Here is a 24247-nt window from a genome sequence, read left to right on the forward strand (position 1 = left end):
GATAACGCATGGCTTGGTCTCCGCCGCCGTTCGTAATCTACACGGCCATGGGAGGTCAACGATGACGCAGAAGGTACGGGTGGCGATTGCCGGCCTCGGATTCGGTGCCGAGTTCATCCCCATCTATCAGGCGCACCCCGATGCCGAGTTGGCGGCTGTCTGCCAGCGCACCGAGACGGCGCTGACGCACGTCGCCGATCACTTCGGTGTCCCGGGCCGGTTCACCAGCTTCGACGCGATGCTGCGGGACCCCGGCATCGATGCCGTCCACATCAACACCCCGATTCCGGAACATGCCGAGCACACCGTTGCGGCGCTCCGGGCCGGCAAGCACGTCGCGTGTACGGTGCCGATGGCCACGACGCTCGAAGAATGCCGGGAGATTGTCGCCGCTGTCCGGGAATCGGGCCGGAAGTACATGATGATGGAAACGGTCGTCTACTCCCGGGAGTTTCTGCACGTCCGCGATCTCGTGGCGAACGGCACGATAGGCCGGGTCCAGTTCCTGCGCGGCGCCCACTACCAGGAAATGGCGGGCTGGCCCGGGTACTGGGAAGGCCTGCCGCCCATGCATTACGCGACGCACGCGGTGAGTCCGGTGCTGAGTCTCGCCGGTGCGCTGGCGGAGAGCGTCGTGTGTATCGGTTCGGGCCGTATCTCCCCGCGCCTCGCCGAGAAGTACGGTTCACCGTTCGCCGTCGAAAGCGCCCTGATCACCCTCCGCGGTACACCCGTCGGTGCCGAGATCGCGCGTTCGCTTTTCGAGACGGCACGTGAGTACGTGGAGAGCTTCACGGTGTTCGGGAGCCGGGCGAGCTTCGAATGGGAGCAGACACAGGGCTCCGGGCATGTGCTGCACACCGGGGAGAAGCCGAAGAGTATCGGGATCCCGGACTTCGGGCACCGACTGCCGCCTCAGATCGCTCCGTTCACGACGCGTGGCGTCTACGACGACGAGAACGAGCACCTCTCCTTCGTCCAGGGCGGCGGCCACGGCGGCTCGCACCCGCATCTGGCACACGAGTTCATCCGGAGCATCGTCGAGGAGCGGGCGTCCGCGATCGACGAGGTCACCGCGGCGAACTGGACGTCCGTGGGCATCTGCGCGCACGCCTCGGCGATGGACGGGGGAGCGCGGGTGGCGCTCCCCGACTACGAGGAGCTCCGCGAGCAGGGCTCCGCCGCGAACTGACCGGCGGCGGATGCATCGACCGGGCGGGTGGGGCGACGCGCGGTGTGCCCGCCCGAGCGAACCAGAACACGCGCCGCTTCACGGCACCGAGCACCTGGAGGAACGGATGAAGCCTGCCCGGATCGACTCACCACAGGCAGCACACGACGATGTGGAAGAGGGGAGCGCCCGTACGCGTGCAGGCGGGAGCCCCCTGAACGCGAGCCGGCGGCGCGGGCCGGGACACCGGGCACCACGCCGGCGCACGGCCCTCCGCAGGCTGCCGGTCTGGGCGGTCGGCCTGGCCGTCACCGCCGTTGCCGTGTGGGTGGTGTTCCTCGCCGACGGCACACCGGCCGGACCCGCGGCGGAGGACCCGGGCAAGTTCCTCGTCACGGTGCTCGACGCGGTCACGTTCGCCGGGCTCCTGTTCGTCGCGGCATCAGGCTTCACCCTGATCTTCGGCCTGATGCGCACGGTGAACATGGCCCACGGCTCGCTGTTCCTGCTGGCCGCGTACCTCGCCATCCGTGTGCAGGAGGCGATGGTCGGCCAGTCACGCAACATCGAACCGGCGCAGGTCGGCATGCTCGACTGGCTGGTGCCGATGCTGGTCGGCGCCGGCGTCGCGGCCGTCGCCGGCCTGGCGGTCCAGCAGCTCTTCCTGCAGTGGAACGAGGGCCAGGAACTGCGCCAGGCGTTGATGACGCTGGCCCTCACGGTCGTCCTGGCCGACCAGATGCTGCGTGAGTTCGGCGGGCTGGCCCAGACGATGGTCTGGCCCGGCGCGATCACACACTTCTTCTCCGTCGAGGGCGAGCGCTACCCCGTCACCCGTTTGTTCATCCTCGGCGTGGCCGTGCTGGTCGGCATGCTGCTGTGGCTCTGGCTCACCAGGACGGGCATGGGGACCGTGATACGCGCCGGCGTGGACGACCGCGAGATGGTGCGCGGACTCGGCATCAACATCAAGCTGGTCTTCGCGATCACGTTCTTCGTCGGATCGTTCCTTGCCGGGGTGGGCGGTGTGCTCGGGGCCTCCTTCGCCGGAGCCGCGCCTGGCACCGACGGAAACTGGCTGCTGAACTCACTCGTCGTCGTCATCGTCGGCGGCCTCGGCTCGCTCCGGGGCGCCGCGGCCGGCTCGCTGCTGTACGGCACCGTCGTCGCGTTCTCGCCCGCCTACCTGCCGAGTGAGTACTCCTACTACGCGATCATCATGACCTTCGTCCTGCTGGCGCTGGTCCTGGCGATCCGGCCCTACGGACTGTTCGGGAGACCGGCATGACCGCGCGTCATCTGCTGACCCGGAGCAACCTCCTCGGGACCGCCCTGGTCGTCGTCCTGCTGCTCCTGCCGAATCTGGCGACGGCGTACTTCGTCAACTTCGTCATGACGCAGACGCTCATCCTGGGCCTGGCGGCGGCGACCATCGTCTTCCTCGCCACGTACGGGGGGATGACCTCGCTCGCCCAGTTCCTGCTCTTCGGCATCGCAGGCTTCATGTTCGGCAACGCGGCCCAGGAGACCGGCGCCCGCGGCCTGAACCTCGGCTGGCATCCCTGGGCGGCGGTCGTGTTCGCCGTCGCGGTCACCACCGCGGCCGCGTTCGTCCTCGGCGCACTCGCCAGCCGCACCACAGGGCTCTACTTCCTGATGCTCACGATGGTCTACGCCGTCATCGGCTACTACGTGTTCGCCCAGATCGTCGAGATCTCCGGGCCCGGCGGCCTCACCAGCATCCAGCGGCCGGACCTCCTGGGGCCGCCCGTACGCCTGTACTACACGGCCTTGGGACTCTCCGTGCTGACTTACCTCGGCTTCCGGGCCGTCGGGCGGACCGGCTTCGGGCTGACGCTGCAGGGCGTCCGCGACGATCCGGTCCGGATGGCGTCGCTGGGGTTCAACGTGCCGTTGCACCGGACGCTGGCCTTCACCCTGGCCGGGTTCGTGGCCGGGGCGGGCGGCCTGCTCAACGTGTGGTGGAACGGCCAGATCGACCCCGCGTCGATCGCGATCGGACCCACCCTGATCCTGCTGATCATTGCGGTGATCGGCGGCATCTCGTCCTTCGAGGGCGCCTGGCTGGGCGCCTTCGTCTACGTACTTATCTTCACCTACCTGCGCGATCTGCCGCTGATCGACCGGATCGGCATCACCGAGGCCCGGTTCAACACCGTGATCGGAGTGATCGTCCTGCTGATCATGCTGCTCTCTCCCGAAGGGCTGACCGGAATCGCCCGGCGACTGCGCCCCAGCCCCCGGCCGCGCATCCGAACAGGTCCGGACCCGTCCACCGGAGAAGCGCCGTCCACTCGTACGACCGAGAAGGAACTGGGAGTTACACGATCATGAGCGCACTCAGACGCCCCGCGGCACTGACACTCTCCATGGTGGCGAGCCTGGCTCTGGTGGCCGCCGGATGCAGCGGGGACGACAGCTCCTCCGGGCTGCCCGCCGACGAACAGTCGTCCGAGTTCTCGCCCGAGGACGGCGACGGCGTCCGGCTGGGGATCCTGGGCCAGTGCGAGGGCCCGTTCGGCGGGTTCCACGAGGACGTGGTCGCGGGCACGACGCTGGCCTTCGCCCGGTTCGCCGGTGCCGGCCCGAAATCGTCCACCAGCGCGCTGAAGGGCTTCAGCGGCGCGGAGGTGGCGGGCACCCCGATCGAACTCGTCGGCATCGGCTGCGGCGACGACACCGCCGACCGCATCCTCCAGGAGGTGCGCCGCCTGGTGGAGCAGCAGGGAGCCAACGTCATCATCGGCCCGCTCTCCGGCGACGAGGGCATCGCCGTCGCCGAGTATGCGAAGGGCAAGCCCGACCTCACGGTGTTCGCGGGCATCTCCGGCTCGCAGGAGCAGACCCTGCAGGTCCAGGCGCCGAACTACTTCCGTTTCTACGGGGACGGCGCGATCTGGAACGCCGGCCTCGGCGACCTGCTCTACCACGAGGAGGGCTGGCGCAAGGTCGCGGTCATCGCCGACGACTACAGCTTCGGCCACACGTCGGCGGCCGGCTTCATCGCCGACTTCTGCGGCGTCGGCGGCGAGGTCACCCACCGGGTGTTCCCGCCCCTGGGCACCACCGACTACTCCTCCTACATATCCCAGCTCCCGAACCCGGATGAGGTGGACGGCTACTTCTGGGCCGTGGGCGGCACCGGTACGCAGGCCGCGCTCGAGGCGTTCGTCAACGCCAAGGGCGACCTCACCGGCGACGAGCACGCGGGCAACTTCTTCTTCAACCCGGACCTCGCGCAGGCGCTCGGCACCGACATCGCCGGCGCGCACATCGGCGGCTTCGCCACCCTGCCGGGTGACATCCAGACCCCGGAGATCAAGGAGTACCTGGCCGCCGCCGACGAGACGTGGGAGTCCATCCCGGGATCGCTGAGCGGCAACGATCCCGCCCCGCCGTCCACCGCCGCGGCCTTCGGCTTCTTCTACGGGTACTACACGGCCGGCGTGGCGCTGGTCGAAGGACTCAAGGCGGTCGACGGCGACATCTCCGACCCCCAGGCGTTCCAGGCCGCCATCGCCGGCCTCACCCTCGACCTGCCGCACGGCAGCATCAGCCTGGACGAGAACCGCAGCGGCATCGTCGACGTCGGGCTCTCACGCCTCGCCGTGGACGACTCCGACGAGGTCGTACAGGAGAGCGTGGCCATCGTTCCCGGCGTCGACCAGACCTTCGGCGGCACGTTCGGCCCGCACACCCCGTCGCCGGGCCGGGACTTCCCGGAGTGCGAGAAGCGGGACCTGCCCTGGGAGGGCAACGCCATCCCCGTCGTCGACGGCGCCCCGCAGAGATAGGAGACCCCGGTCATGGCCCACACCCATACGGCGCCGTCCGAGCCTGCCGGCAGCGCGCCCGTCGTCCAGGTCCGCGCGCTCACGGTGGCGTTCGGCGGCCTGCTCGCCCTGAACGGTGTCGACCTCGCCGTCGCGCGGGGCGAGCGGCTGGCAGTCATCGGACCGAACGGAGCCGGAAAGACCACTCTGTTCAACGTGATCGCCGGCGATGTCACGCCGACCGGCGGGTCCGTCCTCATCAAGGGCGTCGAGTGTGTCCACCGGCCGTCGCGCTACCGGCCCCGGCTCGGCGTCGCACGGACGTACCAGAAGGCCCGGGCCCTGGCCGGCCTCACCGTACGCGAGAACATCTACCTGGCGCTCGCCGGAGTGCGGGGTCGGCACCGGGCACTGTGGCGGTCGTCCACCGACCGGCGGATGAGCGACGAGGCCGCCGGCGTGGCGCGCCGGGTCTGGCTGGCGGGACAGCTCGACGCCACGGCGGGAGAACTGGCCCACGGGCAGCAGCGCCAACTGGAACTCGGCATGGCGATCGCCACGAGGCCGGACGTGCTGCTGCTCGACGAACCGGCGTCCGGCCTGTCGCGGGGCGAGCGCGAACGCCTCGTCGAGCTGCTGGACTCGTTCGACGAGGACCTGACCCTGCTGCTCGTCGAGCATGACATGGACGTGGCATTCAGCATCGCCCAGCGGGTGGTGGTGATGGCCGACGGGGAGCAGGTCACGGCTGGCACCCCCGACCGGGTCCGCGCTGATCCACACGTCCACCGGATCTACCTGGGCACGGAGGCACCGGTATGAGCACGGCCCCCCTTCTCGACGTTCGCCGGCTGCGCTCCGGCTACGGCGCCTCCGTGGTCCTGGAGGAACTCGGCTTCAGCATGGGCGTCGAGGCCGTCGGGATCGTCGGCCGCAACGGCATGGGGAAGACCACGCTCTGCGACACCGTGGTCGGATTCCTGCCGGCGTCGGGCGGGGAGGTCCGGCTGCGCGGTGAGCGGGTCGAGGGCCGGACGCCGGAGAAGATCGCCGGCGCCGGTATCGCCTACGTCCCGCAGGGCCGGCGGCTGTTCCCGTCGCTGACCGTCGACGAGCACCTGACCATGCTGGCCAGGCGGGCACGCGGCAAGCGATGGACGCCCGAGGCGGTCTACGAGCTGTTCCCGCGGCTGGCCGAGCGCAAGAAACACGGCGGTGCCGCGCTCTCGGGCGGCGAACAGCAGATGCTCGCCGTGGGACGGGCGCTGCTGCTGAACGGGCACCTGATCGTGATGGACGAGCCGTCCGAAGGGTTGGCTCCGACCATCGTGGACGTCCTCGTCGACGTCGTGCACCGCCTTGTCGACGAGGGGGTGGCTGTACTCGTCGTCGAGCAGAACCTGCGCGCCGCGGTCCGGATGGCCCGGCGGCAGCTCGTCATGGTGTCCGGCCGGCTGGAGGCCGAGTTCACCGGCGACGAACTGCTCCACCGGCCGGACCTGCAGAACAGGTACCTCGGCGTCGGCGGCGCCGGCCGGGCACCTGGGTGAGACGTCCGGGCCCCGGCCGTGCGGTGGACGAAGGGAATCGCGATGGGAGAATCGATGAAGGCGGCAAGGACGTTCGGCGTCAACACCTGGGTGTGGACCTCGCCCCTGACCGACCGCAGGCTGGCCGAGCTGGCACCCCGCGTACGGGAGTGGGGCTTCGACGTGATCGAGCTCCCGGTGGAGAACGTCGGCGACTGGGATCCCGGCCGGGCGGCGAAGCTGCTCGACTCGCTCGGCCTGTCGGCCACCCTCGTCGTGGCGATGGGACCGGGGCGCGAGCTGGTGGCGGCCGGCGGGGAGACGATCGCCGCCACGCAAGATCTCCTGCGGCGCGTGGTCGACGCGGCGGCCACCGTATCCTCGCCGGTCGTCGCGGGCCCGCTCTATGCCTCGGTGGGGCGCACCTGGCGGATGGACGACGCGGAGCGGCGCGCCTGCTACGAACAGTTGCGGGACGGCCTCGCCCCGGTGGTCGAGCATGCGCGTGAAGCCGGCGTCACCGTGGCGGTCGAACCCCTCAACCGGTACGAGACGAGCGTGGTCAACACCGTCGACCAGACGCTCGACGCGCTGGCCGGGCTCCCGGCCCAAGGCTGCGGCGTCGCCCTGGACATCTACCACATGAACATCGAAGAGCAGGACATTCCGGCGGCCGTCCGGAGGGCCGGTGACCGGATCGCCCACGTCCAGGTGTGCGCCAACGACCGGGGCGCTCCGGGCGCGGACCACCTCGACTGGCCGGGCATCCTCACCGCGCTCGACGTGGCCGGCTACCGGGGCCCACTGGTGATCGAGTCGTTCACCGGGGACAACGAGACGATCGCGACGGCCGCCTCGATCTGGCGGCCACTGGCACCGAGCCAGGACGCGATCGCCGTGGACGGGCTGTCCTTCCTCGCCGGGCTGTCCGCCGGACGCCTGCGTACCCCTTGATTTCTTCGGTCTGCACCCGCAACGAAGCGACGGAGAGGACTATGCGACAACGCCACAGACATGCCCTGCTCACGGTGGTGATCGCGCTGCTGGTCTCGTTCCTTCCAGGAATGGCCACCAGCGCGGCACAGGACGCCGAGCAGGAATACGACGTGCTGTTCTTCCACAAGACGACCGGCTTCCGGCACGACTCGATCCCGTCCGCCCTGGCGGCCGTCGAACAGCTCGGCCAGGAGAACGGTTTCACGGTGACCGAGACTCAGGACGCCTCGGTCTTCACCGACGAAGGGCTGGCGCAGTACGAGGCCATCGCCTTCTTCACCGACGGTGAGAAGACCCTCGACACCGGACAGCGGCACGCGTTCGAGCGCTACGTCCAGCGCGGCGGAGGGTTCGTCGGGCTGCACTCGTCGTCGAACATGGACAAGACGGACTGGCCCTGGTGGTCCGAACTCATGGGCGGCGCGTTCTTCAAGAGCCACCCCTCCGGCGCCGACCAGTTCCAGGAGGCGACCGTACGGATAGAGGACCCCGCACATCCGTCGACGGCCGGGCTGCCGGCCGAATGGGTCCGCGAAGACGAGTGGTACAACTTCACCGCCAATCCCCGTGAGGACGTCCACGTCCTGGCGACGCTGGACGAGTCGACGTACGACCCGGGCCCGGACGCCATGGGCGACGACCACCCGATCGCCTGGTGCTCCGCCTTCGACGGCGGCCGGACCTGGTACTCGGCGCTGGGCCACAGCCCGGAGGACTACGACGAGCCGCAGTTGCGCCAGCACATCCTCGGCGGCATCCAGTGGGCGGCAGGCGCCGCCCAGGGCGACTGCGGCGAACCCCGCGAAGGGAGCCCGACGGAGTCCTCCTTCGAGAAGGTCGCGCTGGACGACAACACGGCCAACCCGATGGAGCTGGCCGTCGCCCCGGACGGACGTGTCTTCTACGTCGAGCTGGGCGGCACGGTGAAGGTCTACGACCCCGAGAACGGGGCCGTGCGGACCGCCGCGCAGATCCCGGTCCACCGCGGCAACGAGAACGGGCTGCTGGGCATCGCCCTCGATCCCGACTTCGAGACGAACCAGTGGGTCTATCTCTTCTACAGCGCACCGTCGCCCGAGGTGCAGCACGTCTCCAGATTCACCGCCGACGGCGACACCCTGGACATGGAGTCCGAGAAGGTCCTGTTGGAGATCCCGCACCAGCGGGAGGTGTGCTGCCACTCCGCCGGCTCGATGCGGTTCGGCCCCGGCGGCAACCTCTTCATCTCCACCGGCGACGACACCGCGCACTTCGCGTCGGACGGCTTCGCCCCGATCGACGGGCGCGTGCACGACAACCACAACAGCGAGGACGCCAAGCACTCCTACGACGCGCGACGCACCTCCGGCAACACCAACGACCTGCGCGGCAAGATTCTTAGGATCACCCCCGAGGACGACGGCACCTATTCGGTCCCGGAGGGCAACCTGTTCCCGCCGGGCACCGAGAAGACCCGGCCCGAGATCTACACGATGGGCCATCGCAACCCGTTCCGGATCGCCGTCGATGACGAGACCGGCTGGGTCTACGCCGGCGAGGTCGGTCCCGACGCGGGCAGCGACAACGCCGACCGCGGCCCGCGCGGCTACGACGAGTGGAACCAGATCCGCGAGGCCGGCAACTACGGCTGGCCGTACTGCATCGCCGACAACCGGGCCTACCGCGAATGGGACTTCGCCTCCGGCACCCCGGGTGAGTCCTTCGACTGCGAGAACGGGCCGGCCAACACGTCCCCGTTCAACACCGGCCTGGACACCGTCCCGCCGGCCAAGGACGCCTTCGTCTGGTATCCGTACGGGCAGTCGCCGCAGTTCCCGGAGCTCCCCCAGGGCGGCGGGCGCTCCGCGTACGCCGGCGACGTGTACCACTACGACCCCGAACTGCTGGGAGACGGGCAGTTCCCTGAGTACTACGACGACGCGGTCTTCGTCATGGAGTGGTCGCGCAAGTGGATCGGCGCGCTCCGACTGGACGAGAACGGCGACTACAAGAGCTTCGAAAGGTTCATGCCGAACACCACCTTCCGCAGCCCGCACGACATGGAGTTCGGGCCGGACGGGGCGATGTACCTGATCGAGTGGGGCATGGACTTCAACTACGGCGGGGCGAACGTCAACCCGGACTCCGGCCTCTACAAGATCAACTACACCAAGGGTGCGCGCACCCCCGTCGCGAAGGCCGCCGTCGACAAGGACTCCGGGCCCGCTCCGCTGGACGTCGCGTTCTCCGGCGAGGGCAGCCACGACCCGGACGGAGACGAACTGACCTACGCCTGGGACCTCGGTGACGGAACGACGTCGGACGAGCCCCACCCGACCCACACCTACAGCGAGCCCGGCGAGTACACCGCGCAGCTCACGGTCACCGACCCGTCGGGACGTTCCAGCAGCTCCAACGTGACGATCACCGCGGGCAACACCCGCCCCGAGGTGACCGTGGAACTGCCACGCAACGGCCAGGTCTTCGACTGGGGCGACGAGATCCCCTTCACCGTCTCGGTCTCGGACGCCGAGGACGGCTCAGGCGACGCGATCGACTGCGAGCGCGTGACCGTCCAGCAAGGGCTCTACCACGACGAGGGCGGCAACGCCCATGTGCATCCGGGCGAGGTGGAGAACGGCTGCGAAGGGGTGCTCACCACCCAGAGCGACGCGGACCACGGCGAAGCCGCGGACATCGCGCTCACCGTGACCGCCAGCTACACCGACCTCGGTGGCGAGGCCGGCGCGCCGGCGCTCACCGGCGGCGTGACGCACTTCCTGCAGCAGACGCGGAAGGAGGTCGAGCACTTCGGCGACTCGTCGAAGGTGAGCGTCGGCGACGCGGAAGACGAGGAGACCGGCGGCGGTGAGGCGATCACCGCCGGGGGCGGCGCCTGGGCGTCGTACGACCCCTACAACCTCGACGGCATCGGCGACGTGACGCTCCGTGCGGCGGCTGCCGCGGACGCCACGGTCGAGGTACGGCGCGGAGCGCCCGACGGCGAACTGCTGGGCAGCGCGCAGATCGAGGGCAGCGTCGAGGTGCCGCGGGCCGGCGGCCCGGAGGGCTTCGGCAGCGCCGTCCGACTCGGCGGGTCCGGCGAGTCGGAGAAGGTGGAACTGCCCACGGGCATCGTCGAGGGTGCCGAGGACTTGACCGTCTCCGCATGGGTGAACTGGTCCGGCGGCCAGAGCTGGGCCCGGATCTTCGACTTCGGCTCCGGCACCGGCAACAACATGTTCCTGACGCCGAGCGCCGGCGGCACCGGCAACCTCAGGTTCGCGATCACGACCGGCTCCGGCGAACAGCAGATCGACGGCTCGCAGCCGCTGCCCACCGACGGCTGGCAGCACGTCGCGGTCACCCTGTCGGGCACCACGGGAACGCTGTACCTCAACGGAGAACCGATCGGGACCAACGACAACATCACGTTGGACCCGTCGGATCTGGGCCCCACGGCGCAGAACTGGATCGGCGACTCCCAGTGGTCGGCGGACCCGCTGCTCAACGGCACGGTCGACGACTTCAACATCTTCGACCGCGCCCTGGCGCCGGGAGAGATCAAGTCGCTGACCGCCGCCCCCGGCGGCGACGTGGGCGGTGGAAACCTCGCCTGGTACCGGTTCGACGAGGACGGCGGCGCGCACGTCGCGGACTCCTCCGATCAGGGCAACGATGCGCGCATCGTGCTCGCGGAGGGCGCTGCGACCTGGCAGAACGTGACGGTGGACCTGAAGCCGACCGAGGGTACGTTCCCGCTCTACCTCGTCTTCCCGGACGGTCAGGTGCGGGTCAACTGGATGGAGTTCGGCAAGGGAGGAGCCGAGCCGGGGGAGTGTGCCACTCCCGATGACCGGGCGACGGTGGTCGTCGGCGACGTCGACAGCGGGGTGACGAACTACGAGGTCGGCGGCGGATGCACGATCAACGATCGGATCCTGGACGAACAGCCGTGGAGCAACCCGGGCGAGTTCCGCGGGCACGTACGGGAGGTGACAGCGGAGCTCGTGGAAGACGGCGTGATCACCCGGCCGGAGGCCCGTGACATCAGGCGTACCGCCGCCCGCAGCGAGATCGGCCGCGCCGCGTAGGCCGCGGACCCGGCTCAACCTGCACACCAGGGCGGCCCGGCGAGAGCCGCCGGGCCGCCCGACTGCTGGTTGGAGCGAGGGTACCGGTGAGCCGGCCGGCACCCTCGGCTCCCCGGTCCGTGTGCTGCGTTCGGCACGGGGTACGGATCGGCGCCCCAGGGAAGGCGGCTCAGGCGCCCGGTGTCCACCACGCCTGGGCGGCCGTGGCGGACGGTGCGGCCACCGGGGCGTTCGCGTGGGCGGCCGGGGCGCTTGCGGCACCTCGGTAGTCGATGCGGTAGAGGCCGGAGTCGTTGTTGCCGCCCCCGAAGGAACTGCCCCACTCCAGGAGGTAGAGCGAGCCGTCCGGGCCGAACGTCATGTCCATCGGCCTGGTGAACCCGCTGCCGGACATGAATGCGTTGACAGCCCCCGGGCCGCCGCTCCCGTCGAGGCGGATTTCCTTGATGAAGTTGCGGTCCCACTCGTAGAAGAACGCCGAGCCGTCGAACGACTGCGGGAACTTGGTGCCGGACGGGTTGCCGGCATCGAAGCGGTAGACGGGTCCGGCCATCGGGGCGATGCCGCCCGCGCCGAGTTCGGGGAACTCCGACGAGGTGTCGTAGCCGTACCACATGGCGGGCGTCCGCACCGGAGGCAGTGCGGTCAGCCCGGTGTTGTTGGGAGATTCGTTGACGGGGTTGGCGCAGTCGAACTTCGGGCCGGTCTGGCCCGTGTCGGGGTTGTAGGGGGCGTAAGGCTGGTTGTTGCCGTGGCAGAAGGGCCAGCCGTAGTTGCCGGGTTCCGTGATGACGTTGTACTCGCCCATGCCGGCGGGGCCGCGGCCGTCGGTCACCCCACGGCGGTCGGGCCCGTAGTCGGCCATGTGTACGGCGCCGGTGGCGGGGTCCACGGAAAAGCGGAAGGGGTTGCGGAAGCCCATGGCGTAGACCTCGGGGCGGGTGTTCGCCGTTCCCACGGGGAAGAGGTTGCCGTCGGGGATGGTGTATCCGCCGCCGTTGGCGGGCTGGACGCGCAGGATCTTGCCACGCAGGTCGTTGGTGTTGCCGGCCGTGCGCGCCGAGTCCTGCATCTCATGGCCCGCGCGCCAGTCCAGCGGGGCGTAGCCGCGCCAGGCCGGGTCGAGGTTCGGCGCGGTGTCGTCGCCCGTGCCGATGTAGAGGGTGCCGTCCGGGCCGAACTCCAGGCTGCCGCCGGTGTGGCCGGGCTCCGGGTAGGTCCGGTCCCGGTAGGCGGGGATGTCGATCACCCGCTGCTCGCTCGGCAGGTCCAGCGTGTTCCCGTCAAGGGTGAAGCCGGACACTCTGTTGACGTCTGCCGCGCTGTCGGCGGGGGAGTAGTTGAGGTAGATCTTGTGGTTGGTGGCGAAGCCGGGGTCGAGGGCCAGTCCGATCAGCCCGTCCTCACCGCCGGTGTACACCTTGAGGTTTCCCGCGGTCGTGGTGGACTGGGTCGCCGGGTCGAAGACGCGTACCGCGCCGCCGCGCTGGATGTAGATCACGCGGCCGTCCGGAGCGACGTCCAGCTCCATGGGATCGGCGGTGTCGTCGTCGAGCGTCACCTTTGCGAAGGTGTCCTGTGCGGGCGTTTCCGTCCCGCACCCTCCCGGGATGCTGCCCGACGCCCACTGCACGCCGCCCATCACGTGCTTGCGGAAGTCCTCCTCCGCGTAGGACGCGGCATCGTGACCCATGGCGGTGGCCCAGACCTTGCCGCCTGAGGCGACGCTGCACCAGGAGATGGGATGGTCCTCGCCCATCGCGAACTCGCCCGGGTCGTAGGTGGATTCGTCGACCGTGGCGAGTACGTGGACGTTCGCCCGCGGGTTGGGGGCGAAGTTGTACCACTCCTCGGGCCGCGTCCAGGATGCGGGGAGGTCCTGGGTGGAGGGGTGGTCCGGGTCCTCGACGTGAACGGTGCCCTCCTGGATGCCGGCTGCGTGGCCGGGCATGTGGGCGCCGCCGTTGACGGTCTCGTCCCACCAGGGGAACTCACCCTCGATGCCCGCGTCGAGGCTGTTGTGGATGGCCACCACGCCTCCGCCTGCGGTGACGTAGTCCTTCATGGCCTGACGCTGTTCGCCGGTGTCCCAGACCATGCCGGAGTTCTGGAGCATGATGACGGCTTCGAACCCGGCGAGTTCGGCGTCGTTGAAGATGGCCGGGTCGTCGGTCTGCACAAGCTCGATGTCCTGCTCGGCCGCCTCCTCCTGGAACATCCGGATGCCGGCCGGTATGGAGCCGTGGACGTAGCCGACGGCCCTGGTGAACAGCAGGACCCGGGACTCGGCGGCCTGGGCGTGGGACGCGGTCGCCGTCAGGGCGCCGGTCGCGAGGAGCGGGGCCATGGCCAGCGCTACGAGGGCGCGTGGGCGTTTGCGGTGTCGTTCCTTCATGTGGGGGGCCTCTCGTGTGGAATGCGGCTCCGGCATCGCCGGTCGGAAAGGGAAGGTCCTTCGCAAACTGATGGGTCTGGCCGGCGACGGCGTCCTGAGGGCCGGCGTGTCAGATCACCCGGGTGGGTGGGTGCGGGGTAGCGAAGTCGTCCAGGGCTCCTCCAGGAAGGTCGTCAGGAGCCGGTGCAGCTCCGCCGGTCGTTCGGCCGGTGCGGCGTGCCCGCACGCCCCGAACAGGTGCGCCCTCACATCGGGCAGCAGGTGAAGAAGTCGCAGGGTGCTGGACTCCAGCGGCACGACGCGATCCTCCGTGCCGTGTACGAGGAGCGTGGGCGCCCGGATCCGCCCGAGTTCGCCGGCGGTCAGCGCGAGGTCACGGACCCATCGCTCGCGCGGCGGCCGGAACATGACGGCGAACGCCTTGAGCGGACCCGGCTCGAGAGTGGCGGCCAGCCGTGCCTCGACGGCCTCGGCGGTGCGGAACGCCTCGTCGACGTGCAGCAGCTCAAGGAGCCCGCGGGCCGCCGCGCGCCCGGGCCGGTACGCCCAGAGCTGGTCCAGACCGGGCGGTAGCGGCATGTCGATGCCGAGGGTGCCGATCCCCGCCAGCCGGGCGACCGTCCGCGGCCGGGCACGGGCCACGGACAGCGCGATGGCGCCGCCCATGGAGTTGCCGACGACGGCGCAGCGGTCCAGCGCCAGCTCGTCCAGGAGCTCCAGGACCTGCGCCGTCCACACGCGGCGGCCGTAGGAGTGCTCTCCGCCGGCCGCAGAACCGGGGAGCAGCCTGCTCCGACCGAAGCCGGCGAAGTCGGGTGCGATGACGTGGAAGCCGGGTGCCATGGCAGCCATGAGAGGCTCCCAGGCCGCACCCGTGGTACCCGGGCCTGAGCCGTGCAGCAGGACGACGGCCGGACCCGAACCCGCCTCGCGCACGTAGGTCTCCGCCCCGGCGGTCCGGAGCATCCGTCCCTCGATGCCGGTACGCGGCGTCCTCGTGCCGTCCGGGCGCGTGCCACCCACGGGAATGCCCACGCGACGGCGGTCAGGCAGGGCCGGCGGAGCGTTCGAGAACCGACACGAACGCCCGTGACCACTCCGGCAGATCCGGCCAGCCCCGGCAGGAGACCATGTTCCCGTCGACGACGTCGGGCTCGTCCACGACCGTCGCGCCGGCGTTCTCCATGTCGGCGGCCAGGGGCCCGAACGCTGCCGTCTTGCGACCCTTCAGGAGGCCGTAGGCCGCCGGTACCTGCGGTCCGTGACACACCGTGCCCACGGGCAGGTTCTGGGCGAAGAAGTGCTCCGTGATGCGACGGACGTCGGCGTCGAGGCGGATGTACTCGGGAGCACGGCCACCAGGGATGATCAAGCCCGCGTACCCCGTCGGATCGACCTCCGAGAAGGCCAGGTCGACGGGGAGCCTGCGCCCGTTCTTCTCCGTGTAGGCGTCGGACCCCGGCTCGAAATCGTGGATCACCAGTTGCACGTCCCGACGCGTCAACGCGGCGACGTCCGTCTGGTGGCCCGCTTCGCGCATACGGAAGATCGGGTACATCGTGTCCAGTTCCTCGGCCGCGTCGCCGACGAGCACAAGCACCTTCTTCATCGTTCCTCCGGTTCCCGGCAGTCTGCGGGCGGGCCGCTTCACGTGACCGGATCGTGGACCAGGCATGGGGGGTCTTCCTTCGGGCGCCGGCGGCGGGGTCGGCCAGGAGAGCGTGGGCCGTAGACATCATATGTTTGGGAGCGCTCCCAGATGAGAGTAGCGCTCCTCCTCCGAGCTGTAAACGGATGCGCCGGCCCGAGGGGCCGGTGGATTCAGCGCTATCCGGCGGCGCGGGAGGCGGAGCCGATTCGGCCGGGCTCAAGCGGAGGGCGGCGAGGCCGGGGCGTACTCGAACCAGTCGAAGGCGACCGTGCCTTCGGTGGCGTACATGCCGATGACGCGGCCGGTGAAGCCGCAGGCGACTTCCGTGGACAGGTAGCGCCCGTCCAGTTCGGCGAGTGGCCGGGCGCCCGGGGTGTCGGGATCGCCGAGCCAGAAGGCGAGGGTGTCGGGGCCGGTGGCCCTGGCATCGGTGAGTTCGGGCGACGCGGGCACGAGGCGGGACGTGCGGATCGTGACGGTGAGGGTCAGCGGCCCGGACGGGACCGGTCGGCCGGCCACGGTCTGGCGCAGTGGACCGATGCGGGCGACGACGCCGGCCTCCCCGTTCCCGACCTCCAGTTCGTAGTGGTGGGCCTCGTCGAGGCGGACGCCGAGGCCGCCGCGTCCCGTACCCGGGTCGATCGCGACGGTGACGCGGCAGTCATGGTGCTGCTGGCGGCGGCCGACGAAGGTGTATCCGGGGCGGTCGAGGGTGGCGCCGGTGGCGCTGAGCGCCAGCCAGCCGGGACGCTCGATGAGCGACCAGGAGTCCACTCGGCGGGCGAACGGCGAGATCCAGTGCGGCGCGAGGGCGGGCACGTCGAAGTCGTCGCGGGCGGGCTGGGCCGGCGCGGGGTGCCAGGCACCGCCCGGTGCGGTGTGGCTCTCGGGAACGGGTGCGACGACGGGCCAGCCGTCCCCGGTCCACTCCACGGGGGTCAGGAACGTCTCGCGGCCGAGCACGTGCACGTCGGGGGAGAAGCCGCGGGGCCGGACGCCGAGCAGCACCATCCACCAACTGCCGTCGACAGCCTCGACCAGATCGGCGTGGCCGGTGTTCTGGACGGAGCGGGCGGTACCGCTGTGGGACAGCAGGGGATTGGCCGGCGCGCCCTCCCAGGGGCCGCGCGGCGAGCGGCCCCGGGCGATGGACACACAGTGGCCGCGTTCGGTGCCGCCTTCCGCGATCAGCAGGTACCACCAGTCGCCGATGCGGTAAAGGTGCGGCGCCTCGGGAAACTTGAGGCCCGTGCCCGACCAGGTGGCGAAAGGCCCTTCCAGCACCTCCCCCTTGACCGGGTCGATCCTGGCCGTGTTGATGCCGCCTTCGGGCCCGGAGAAGGCGCACCAGCAGGTGCCGTCCTCCTCCCACGCCAGATCGGGGTCGATCCCGGGCAGGTCGATCCAGACCGGGTCGCTCCACGGTCCCTCGGGCCGCTCGGCCGAGACGACGAAGTTGCCGCCGCCGTCGATATTGGTGTTGATGACCCAGAACCGGCCCCGGTGGTGGCGGATCGTGGGGGCGTAGAGGCCGCCGGACGCCTTGGCGCCGGGGAGAGGCAGCGGCAACTGCCCGGGCCGGTCGAGCACATTGCCGATCTGCTCCCAGTGGACGAGGTCCTTGCTGTGGAAGAGCGGCAGTCCGGGGAAGTACTCGAAGCTGGAGCACACCAGGTAGTAGTCGTCGCCGACCCGGCACACGCTCGGATCGGGATGGAACCCGCTGATCACAGGGTTGTCGTACGTACGCACAGGAGGTGTTCCCTTCGGGCCGCCGGGCGCCGTGGAGCGGAGCCGGCCGGTCGGGGTCACCGGCTGAACCCCGCGGTCAGACCGCTGAGCAGCTGGCGGCGGCCGAAGGCGTACAGGACGATCAAGGGCAGGGTGGTGAGGACGACGGCGGCCAGGACTGCGGGGATGTTGATTCCGTACTCGCCCTGGAAGGTCCACAGCGCGAGGGGCAAAGTCCGCTGGGAGGGGCTCTGGGTGAGGATCAGCGGCAGCAGGAATCCGTTCCAGATGGTCAGCGCGTTGAAGATGGTGACGGTGAGGAGGGCCGGCCGGGTGAGCGGCGCCGCCAGGCGCCACAGTGTTCCCCACTCGGTGGCCCCGTCCACCCGCATCGAGTCGAACAGCTCCTTGGGCACGTCACGGATGAAGTTGGCGAGTATCAGCACGGACAGCGGGATGGCGAAGGCGATCGACGGCAGGATCAGCGCCAGCAGGCTGTCATAGAGCTGCAGCTTGATGATGATCAGATAGACCGGGATCGCCGTCGCCTGCAGCGGGATGGCGAGGCCCATGAGGAACAGCCCGTTCACCACGCGCAGGAACCGCAGGCGCCAGCCGCGCACGATGGCGTAGGCGGCCATGAAGGAGACCGTCACCGCCGGCACCACGGCGCCTACGGTGACCACGACACTGTTCACGAAGTAGCTGATGAAGTCGGACTCCAGGACCAGCTCGTAGTTGTCCAGTGTGGGCTCGCCCGGCGGCGCCAGCGGGTTGCTCGCGTAGTAGTTGCTCTGGGCCTTGAGGCTGGTGATGAGGATCCAGTAGAGGGGTACGACGACGACGGCGAGCCAGAACCATGCGGCCAGACCGCCGAGCCAGTTGCGTCGGCGCGCGGGCGGACCGGGGCGTGGCCGCCGCTCACGGGGCATGGTCTTCCGCGGTCGCGGCTTGGTCAGCGTGGTGGTCACGTCAGGCCCCCTCAAGCTGGCTCTCACCGGCGTCCCGGCCCCCGAGCCGGCGCAGGAGCAGGGCGATGGCGAGGCCCATCAGGACGAGCACGACCGCGATGGCGCTGGCCGGCCCCATCAGGTTGGCCTGGAAGCCCCGCTTGTACATGTCCAGCGCGAGGACCCGGGTGGCGTCTCCGGGGCCGCCCTCCGTCAGGACGAAGATGAGGTCGAAGAAGGTGAGCGACCCGATCACCATCAGCGTCGACGAGGTGATGATGGTGTACTTGAGCTGAGGCAGCGTGATGCTGAAGAACTGGCGGATCCGCCCCGCGCCGTCCAGCTGTGCGGCCTCGTAGAGGGACTGGGGGATCTGCTGGACGCCCCCCTGGTAGATCAGCGAGTGGAACGGGATGAACTGCCAGGAGACGATGAAGACGACGACACCGAACGCGAGCCAGGGGCGCCCCAGCCAGTCCTTGCTGAGCCACTCGGTCCCCAGTCCGGCGCCCAGCCCGAAGTTGGGGTCCAGCAGCGCCTTGTACGCGACCGCGATCGCCGCGGAGCTGAGCAGGAGCGGGACGAAGTAGACCAGGCTCAGCACCGCGCGGTAGCGCTGGCGGCCGGCCAGGAACGTGCCGAGCAGAATGCTCGCCGGTGTCTGTACCGCCCAGGACACGGCCATCACCAGGAACGTCACCCAGAGGGCGTGCGGCAGCCCGGGATCGGTGAGCACCGCACGCCAACTGGTCAGCCCGGACGGGTGGATGTCGCCGATCCCGTCCCACGTCGTGAAGCTCAGCAGGAGGACGCCGACGAGCGGGACGACGGCGAAGCCGACGAAGAAGAGCAGGGCCGGAACCGCCAGCCAGGGCAGGATGCCGCGCCGGTCCCCGCGTCCCGTAGAGCCGGTGAGGGTGCTCACTTGCCGATGACCTCGTTGAGGTTGTCGGTGAACTGCTGTGGCGAGATGGACAACTGGAACAGCTGGGCGATGTTGTCCAGCAGCGTCTCGGCGGCCGTCGGGCTGAGCGCCTGGTCCCAGGACTGGCCGAACGTCTTCGCGTTGCTGGCGATGCCGTAGACGAACTGGAGGAACTCGGCGCTCTCGGATTCGGCCAGCAGCTTCTCCGAGCCCTTCGCGATGGGCACCGCCCCGGTGTCGATCCACTCCTTCACCTCGTCGTCCGTGAGGACGCCGGTGGCGAAGAAGTCCTTTGCGATCTTCTTCTGCTCGGCGCTGGCCTTCGAGGAGATGGACAGGTACTGGGCGGGGTTGCCGACGGAGTTGCCCGGATCGCCTTTGCCGCCTTCGACGGGCGGGAAGTTCATGAACCCGAGGCCGCCGCTGGAGACGAAGTCTCCGCCCTCGGCCTGCTGGATGCCGTACGACCAGGAGCCGTGCAGCATCATCGCGGCTTTGTCGGTGTACAGGAGCGCCTGGTCGGCGTTGGAGTCCGCGGTGATCGAGGAGAAGCCCTTGATGAATCCGTCTGCCTTGATCAGGTCCTGCACCTTGGTCAGCGCCTCGATGGCGGCCGGGTGGGACCAGGCGTCCTTTTCGCCGTCGAAGACGGCCTGGAACACCTCGGGGCCGCCGATGCGGTCGAACAGGAACTCCAGCCACATCATGTTCGTCCACCGGGACTGGCCGCCGAGGGAGAACGGCGCTATGCCCTCCGCGTTGAACCTGGGCACCAGGGCCATGATGTCGTCCCAGGTCTCGGGCGGCTCCACGCCGACGTCGTCGAAGACCCTCTTGTTGTAGAACAGGACGATCGGCTCCACGCTCTCGAACGGCATCGCGTAGATCCTTCCGTCGACGGTCGCCGCGCCGAACGAGGACGGAAAGAGCCGGTTCTTGATCTCAGGGTTCTGGTCGAACCACGGGGTGAGGTCGTCGACCTGGTCGGCCTCCACGTAGCTGCGCAGCGTGCCACCGCCCCACCCCCAGATGACGGTGGGTGCCTTCCCGGCCCCGATGGCGGTCTTGATCTTCGTCTTGTAGGCGTCGTTCTCGAAGGTGGTGACCTGGATCTGCCCCTTGGGGTTGGCCTCGTTGAACCGCTCCACTGCGCCGGTCCTGACGCCTTCCTGGGGCTGGCCGCTCAGGTGCCAGTACGTGGCCGTGCCGCCGTCCGCGCCTTTGCCGGGTCCGGATGAGCCGCAGGCGGCGAGTGCCGCGGACGCCGGCACACCGGCCGCCAGGCCGAGGAGGGTACGACGAGAGAGGTGGATCTCCATGTGTGTTCTCCGCACTCGAAGGGCCGTCAGCTTCCGGCGGGCCAGGGCTGAAAAGTTTTCGAAATCCTGAACTTGTTGAACCTGGTGGGTGCAAGTTAGGTATCAAGCATTTGGCTGTCAAGGCATGCGTAAGTCCGTTGTAGGGCAAGGTCTGTACGCGTACGCTCGGGCGGAGGTGACCTTGAGGCAACCCCACAGGGGTCGAAAGATTTTCGAGACTTGCAGATCGAGTGCAGAGGAGTGCGCGATGCCCACGGCTGAATCACTACCGGTCACGGGCCGTGGCACGCCCCGCTGGCGGGACCCGGCGCTGCCCGTGTCGGACCGGGTCGAGGCCCTCATGGCCGAGATGACGGTGGCGGAGAAGGTCGCGCAGCTCGGCAGCCGCTGGATCGGCAACGCCACGGCGCACCCGGGCGAAGACGGTGACGGGCGGGCCGGAGGGCCGCGCGTGGCGCCGATCCAGGAGGTGTTCGAGTCCGGCAGCATTCCCCTGGCCGAGGCGTGCCGGGACGGCCTCGGCCATCTCACCCGCGTGTACGGCAGCCGGCCGGTGACCGCGGTCGAGGGGGCCGCCGAGCTTGTCAGTTCGCAGCACACGGTCCTGCGGGGCTCCCGGTTCGGCATCCCCGCGCTGGTCCACGAGGAGTGCCTCACCGGGTTCACCACCTACGGCGCCACGGTCTATCCGGCGGCCCTCGCGTGGGCGGCGACGTTCGATGCGGATCTGGTGCGACGGCTGGGTGCCGCGATCGGGCGGGACATGCGGGCGGTCGGCGTGCACCAGGGTCTCGCCCCGGTCCTCGACGTGGTCCGCGACTACCGGTGGGGCCGCGTCGAGGAGACCATGGGGGAGGACCCGTACCTGGTCTCGATGCTCGGCGCCGCCTACGTCGCCGGCCTTGAGGGTGCGGGCGTCATCGCCACCCTGAAGCACTTCGCCGGGTACTCCGCGTCCCGCGCCGCCCGCAACCACGGGCCGGCCGCCCTCGGCCGCCGCGAGCTGACGGACGTCATGCTGCCGCCGTTCGAGACCGCGATCGCGGTGGGCGGGGCCCGATCCGTGATGAACGCGTACTCCGAGGTGGACGGCGTCCCCGCGGGTATCGACTCCTGGCTGCTGACCGATCTGCTGCGCGGCGACTGGGGGTTCACCGGCACGGTGGTCTCCGACTACGGGGCGGTCGCGTTTCTCGCCGGCATGCACGGGGTGGCCTCAGACCCCGAGCAGGCAGGCGTGCTGGCGCTCAGCGCCGGCATGGACGTCGAGCTGCCCGACACCGTCGGCTTCGGCCGCCACTTCGTGGAACGGGTCGCCCGGGGCGAGCTGCCCGAGTCCCTGGTGGACCGGGCGGTGCGCCGACTGCTCACCCAGAAGGTCGAGCTCGGGCTGCTCGATCCCGGCTGGACGCCCGAGGGCTCGGTCGCCGCGGCCGCCGAGGTCGATCTGGACTCACCGGAAAACCGGGAACTCGCCGGGGAGTTGGCCGAGCGATCCGTCGTACTGCTCGACGAAGGCAGCGCGCTGCCGCTTCTCGGCGCCGGACGTACCGCGCCGGGCCGGCTCGCCGTGATCGGGCCGTGCGCCGCCGACTCGCGTACCCTCATGGGCTGCTACGCCTTTCCCAACCACGTCCTGCCCCGCCATCCCGGCCTGGCCCTCGGCGTGGCGGCACCGACGGTCCTCGACGCGCTGCGCCGCGAGCTTCCGGACACCGAGATCGTCCACGAGCCGGGGTGCGACGTTTCGGGCGGCGACCGTTCCGGCTTCGCCGCCGCGGCGGACGCGGCCCGCGAGGCGGACCTGTGCGTGGCGGTGGTGGGTGACCGCGCGGGCATGTTCGGCAACGGCACGTCCGGCGAGGGCTGCGACGCCGAGGATCTGCGGCTGCCGGGCGTGCAGGCCGATCTGCTCGCGGAGCTCTTCGCCACCGGGACGCCCGTGGTCGTGGTGGTGGTCTCCGGCCGCCCGTACGCCCTGGGCGAGGTGCATCCCCGCGCCGCCGGTCTGGTCCAGGCGTTCATGCCCGGTCAGGAGGGCGCGGCGGCGGTCGCCGGTGTGCTGTCCGGCCGGGTCCAGCCCGCCGGCAAGCTGCCGGTCCAGATTCCCCGCCGTCCGGGCGGTCAGCCCGGCACGTACCTGCAGCCACCGCTTGGCGGGAACACCCACGGCATCAGCAACATCGACCCGACCCCGCTGTTCCCCTTCGGATACGGCAGGTCCTACACCGCCTTCGCGGTCGACGATCTGCGCGTGAGCGCGACGGATATACCCACCGACGGTGAGTTCGTCGTGTCGGTACGGGTGCGCAACTCCGGTGCCCGTGCCGGCCACGAGGTCGTCCAGTTGTATCTGCGCGACGTCGTCGCCCAGGTGACCCGCCCTGTCCGGCAGCTGGCCGGCTTCGTCCCGGTCCGGCTGGAACCGGGCGAGAGCGCGCGGATCCGGTTCCACGTGCATGCCGACCGGACCGCGTTCACCGGCCGGGATCTCCGGCGGATCGTCGAACCGGGGGAGGTCGAGGTGCTCGTCGGCACCTCCTCGGCGGATCTCCCCTGCCGGGTTGCCGTACGGTTGACCGGCCCCACCCGTGTGGTCGGTCACGACCGGCGGCTCACCACACCGGTGGACAGACAGCAGGGGGAAGCCGATGCCGACGGACGCTAGGCGCACCACCTTGGCGACCATCGCCCGAGCGGCGGGGGTCTCGGTGGCGACCGTGTCCAAAGTGGTCAACGACCGCACCGACGTGGCGCCGCAGACCCGTGCCCGGGTCCTGGAACTGCTGCACAGGCACGACTACTTCGCACCCGTGTTCCGCCACACCGAGGCGCCGCAGAGCGCGACCATCGAGGTGCAGTTCGCGGGCGCCCTCAGGCCGTATGTGGCCGAGGCGGTGGAGGGTATCGTCGACGCGGCCGCCGAGCTGGGGGCCTCGGTGGTGGTCGGCAAGTCGTCCCATGCCCCGCACTGGGCCCGGGACCTGGTCACAGCCGGCCGTCGCGCCTTGATCGGTATCACCAGCGTCTACACCGCCGCGCACTTGAAAGCGCTGGCCCGGGCCGGCCTTCCGGCGGTCGTCCTCGACCCGCTGCACCTGCCGCACAGCCGGGTCAACAGCGTCGGAGCGACGAACTTCGCCGGTGGCCTGGCCGCGACCGAGCACCTGCTCTCCCTCGGTCACCGCCGCGTCGCCCATCTCGGCGGACCGGCCACGGCCGCATGCAACCAGGCCCGCGCGCACGGCTACCGCGCCGCCATGGAGGCGGCGGGAGCACCCGTACCCCCCGCCTACCTCCGGCCCGGAGAGTTCACGTACCGGACCGGCCTGGCCGGCGCCGCGGCACTGCTGGACCTCGAAGAGCCGCCGACGGCGATATTCGCAGGCAACGACGAGATCGCCCTCGGCGTCATCGAGACCGCCCGCACCCGCGGCCTGCGCATCCCCGAGGACCTGAGCGTGGTCGGCTTCGACGACACGCTCCTCGCCCGGACGGCGTCGCCACCGCTGACGACCGTACGCCAGCCGCTACGGGAGATGGGCGGTGTCGCCCTGCGCACGGCCCTCCGCCTGGCCAACGGCGAAAAGGTGGAGTCGCACCACATCGAACTCGCCACGGAACTGGTGACACGCGCGTCGACGGCACCGCCGGGCCCGCGTGCCGCGGCCGATGGGTGATCCCGGGCCCGAACACGGAAGGAAGAACCCCAG

Annotated in this window: 16 protein-coding genes and 1 pseudogene; 10 read left to right on the forward strand and 7 right to left on the reverse strand. The window is 70.1% G+C overall.

Features of this window, described 5'->3' with window-relative positions:
* The first annotated feature begins 13 nt into the window (after positions 1–13).
* From ABGA99_RS12345 to ABGA99_RS12380, 8 genes are all read left to right on the forward strand, one after another.
* Entirely contained in the window at positions 14–1192 is a 1179-nt protein-coding gene (locus ABGA99_RS12345; protein ID WP_347577610.1) for a Gfo/Idh/MocA family oxidoreductase, read from the forward strand.
* A 106-nt stretch (positions 1193–1298) separates the two neighbouring features.
* Positions 1299–2459, forward strand: coding sequence for a branched-chain amino acid ABC transporter permease (locus ABGA99_RS12350; protein ID WP_347577609.1), 1161 nt, complete (start codon positions 1299–1301; stop codon positions 2457–2459).
* Complete coding sequence (locus tag ABGA99_RS12355) at positions 2456–3526, forward strand: branched-chain amino acid ABC transporter permease (RefSeq protein ID WP_347577608.1); 1071 nt, start codon at positions 2456–2458, stop codon at positions 3524–3526. The genes ABGA99_RS12350 and ABGA99_RS12355 overlap by 4 nt, the downstream gene beginning before the upstream one ends.
* Positions 3523–4986 (forward strand): ABC transporter substrate-binding protein, encoded by a 1464-nt coding sequence (locus ABGA99_RS12360; protein ID WP_347577607.1) that lies wholly within the window; start codon positions 3523–3525, stop codon positions 4984–4986. Before ABGA99_RS12355 ends, ABGA99_RS12360 begins: the two co-directional genes overlap by 4 nt.
* A 12-nt stretch (positions 4987–4998) precedes the next feature.
* The gene (locus ABGA99_RS12365) at positions 4999–5787 is read left to right on the forward strand and encodes an ABC transporter ATP-binding protein (protein ID WP_347577606.1); all 789 of its coding nucleotides are present in this window, start codon (positions 4999–5001) and stop codon (positions 5785–5787) included.
* Positions 5784–6515: an ABC transporter ATP-binding protein gene (locus ABGA99_RS12370; protein WP_347577605.1), complete on the forward strand. Its 732-nt coding sequence runs from the start codon at positions 5784–5786 to the stop codon at positions 6513–6515. The genes ABGA99_RS12365 and ABGA99_RS12370 overlap by 4 nt, the downstream gene beginning before the upstream one ends.
* A gap of 54 nt (positions 6516–6569) precedes the next feature.
* Positions 6570–7448, forward strand: coding sequence for a sugar phosphate isomerase/epimerase (locus tag ABGA99_RS12375; RefSeq protein WP_347577777.1), 879 nt, complete (start codon positions 6570–6572; stop codon positions 7446–7448).
* Between the two features lie 41 nt (positions 7449–7489).
* Positions 7490–11563: a ThuA domain-containing protein gene (locus ABGA99_RS12380; RefSeq protein WP_347577604.1), complete on the forward strand. Its 4074-nt coding sequence runs from the start codon at positions 7490–7492 to the stop codon at positions 11561–11563.
* A gap of 265 nt (positions 11564–11828) precedes the next feature.
* Here ABGA99_RS12380 and ABGA99_RS12385 read toward each other — a convergent pair.
* The 7 genes and pseudogenes from ABGA99_RS12385 to ABGA99_RS12415 all read right to left on the reverse strand — a co-directional run.
* Positions 11829–13958 (reverse strand): annotated as a pseudogene (locus tag ABGA99_RS12385) (ThuA domain-containing protein); the annotation flags it as partial.
* 114 nt (positions 13959–14072) lie between these two features.
* Positions 14073–14924 carry an alpha/beta fold hydrolase gene (locus ABGA99_RS12390; RefSeq protein ID WP_347577603.1) on the reverse strand — a complete coding sequence of 284 codons (852 nt, stop codon included), beginning with the start codon at positions 14922–14924 and terminating at the stop codon, positions 14073–14075.
* 79 nt (positions 14925–15003) lie between these two features.
* Positions 15004–15567 (reverse strand): DJ-1/PfpI family protein, encoded by a 564-nt coding sequence (locus tag ABGA99_RS12395; protein WP_347577602.1) that lies wholly within the window; start codon positions 15565–15567, stop codon positions 15004–15006.
* Positions 15568–15825: 258 nt separating this feature from the next.
* Positions 15826–17361, reverse strand: a complete 1536-nt coding sequence (locus tag ABGA99_RS12400; RefSeq protein ID WP_347577601.1) for a glycoside hydrolase family 43 protein — start codon at positions 17359–17361, stop codon at positions 15826–15828.
* A 56-nt stretch (positions 17362–17417) separates the two neighbouring features.
* Positions 17418–18311, reverse strand: a complete 894-nt coding sequence (locus tag ABGA99_RS12405) for a carbohydrate ABC transporter permease (RefSeq protein ID WP_347577600.1) — start codon at positions 18309–18311, stop codon at positions 17418–17420.
* 1 nt (position 18312) lies between these two features.
* Complete coding sequence (locus ABGA99_RS12410; RefSeq protein WP_347577599.1) at positions 18313–19215, reverse strand: sugar ABC transporter permease; 903 nt, start codon at positions 19213–19215, stop codon at positions 18313–18315.
* Positions 19212–20534 (reverse strand): extracellular solute-binding protein, encoded by a 1323-nt coding sequence (locus ABGA99_RS12415; protein WP_347577598.1) that lies wholly within the window; start codon positions 20532–20534, stop codon positions 19212–19214. The genes ABGA99_RS12410 and ABGA99_RS12415 overlap by 4 nt, the downstream gene beginning before the upstream one ends.
* A 247-nt stretch (positions 20535–20781) precedes the next feature.
* Here ABGA99_RS12415 and ABGA99_RS12420 point away from each other — a divergent pair, with 247 nt between their 5' ends.
* Both ABGA99_RS12420 and ABGA99_RS12425 read left to right on the forward strand, forming a co-directional pair.
* Positions 20782–23202, forward strand: a complete 2421-nt coding sequence (locus ABGA99_RS12420) for a glycoside hydrolase family 3 N-terminal domain-containing protein (RefSeq protein WP_347582630.1) — start codon at positions 20782–20784, stop codon at positions 23200–23202.
* Entirely contained in the window at positions 23186–24214 is a 1029-nt protein-coding gene (locus ABGA99_RS12425; RefSeq protein WP_347577596.1) for a LacI family DNA-binding transcriptional regulator, read from the forward strand. The genes ABGA99_RS12420 and ABGA99_RS12425 overlap by 17 nt, the downstream gene beginning before the upstream one ends.
* Positions 24215–24247: the final 33 nt, after the last annotated feature.

The sequence above is a fragment of the Streptomyces sp. B5E4 genome (assembly GCF_039871555.1).
In the GTDB taxonomy this organism is placed as follows: Bacteria; Actinomycetota; Actinomycetes; order Streptomycetales; family Streptomycetaceae; genus Streptomyces.

Coding starts and splice junctions, on each gene's coding strand:
- ABGA99_RS12350 (WP_347577609.1), top strand. CDS start 1,299: ATGAAGCCTGCCCGGATCGACTCACCACAGGCAGCACACGACGATGTG.
- ABGA99_RS12355 (WP_347577608.1), top strand. CDS start 2,456: ATGACCGCGCGTCATCTGCTGACCCGGAGCAACCTCCTCGGGACCGCC.
- ABGA99_RS12360 (WP_347577607.1), top strand. CDS start 3,523: ATGAGCGCACTCAGACGCCCCGCGGCACTGACACTCTCCATGGTGGCG.
- ABGA99_RS12365 (WP_347577606.1), top strand. CDS start 4,999: ATGGCCCACACCCATACGGCGCCGTCCGAGCCTGCCGGCAGCGCGCCC.
- ABGA99_RS12370 (WP_347577605.1), top strand. CDS start 5,784: ATGAGCACGGCCCCCCTTCTCGACGTTCGCCGGCTGCGCTCCGGCTAC.
- ABGA99_RS12375 (WP_347577777.1), top strand. CDS start 6,570: ATGAAGGCGGCAAGGACGTTCGGCGTCAACACCTGGGTGTGGACCTCG.
- ABGA99_RS12380 (WP_347577604.1), top strand. CDS start 7,490: ATGCGACAACGCCACAGACATGCCCTGCTCACGGTGGTGATCGCGCTG.
- ABGA99_RS12390 (WP_347577603.1), bottom strand. CDS start 14,924: ATGCTCCGGACCGCCGGGGCGGAGACCTACGTGCGCGAGGCGGGTTCG.
- ABGA99_RS12395 (WP_347577602.1), bottom strand. CDS start 15,567: ATGAAGAAGGTGCTTGTGCTCGTCGGCGACGCGGCCGAGGAACTGGAC.
- ABGA99_RS12415 (WP_347577598.1), bottom strand. CDS start 20,534: ATGGAGATCCACCTCTCTCGTCGTACCCTCCTCGGCCTGGCGGCCGGT.
- ABGA99_RS12420 (WP_347582630.1), top strand. CDS start 20,782: ATGCCCACGGCTGAATCACTACCGGTCACGGGCCGTGGCACGCCCCGC.
- ABGA99_RS12425 (WP_347577596.1), top strand. CDS start 23,186: ATGCCGACGGACGCTAGGCGCACCACCTTGGCGACCATCGCCCGAGCG.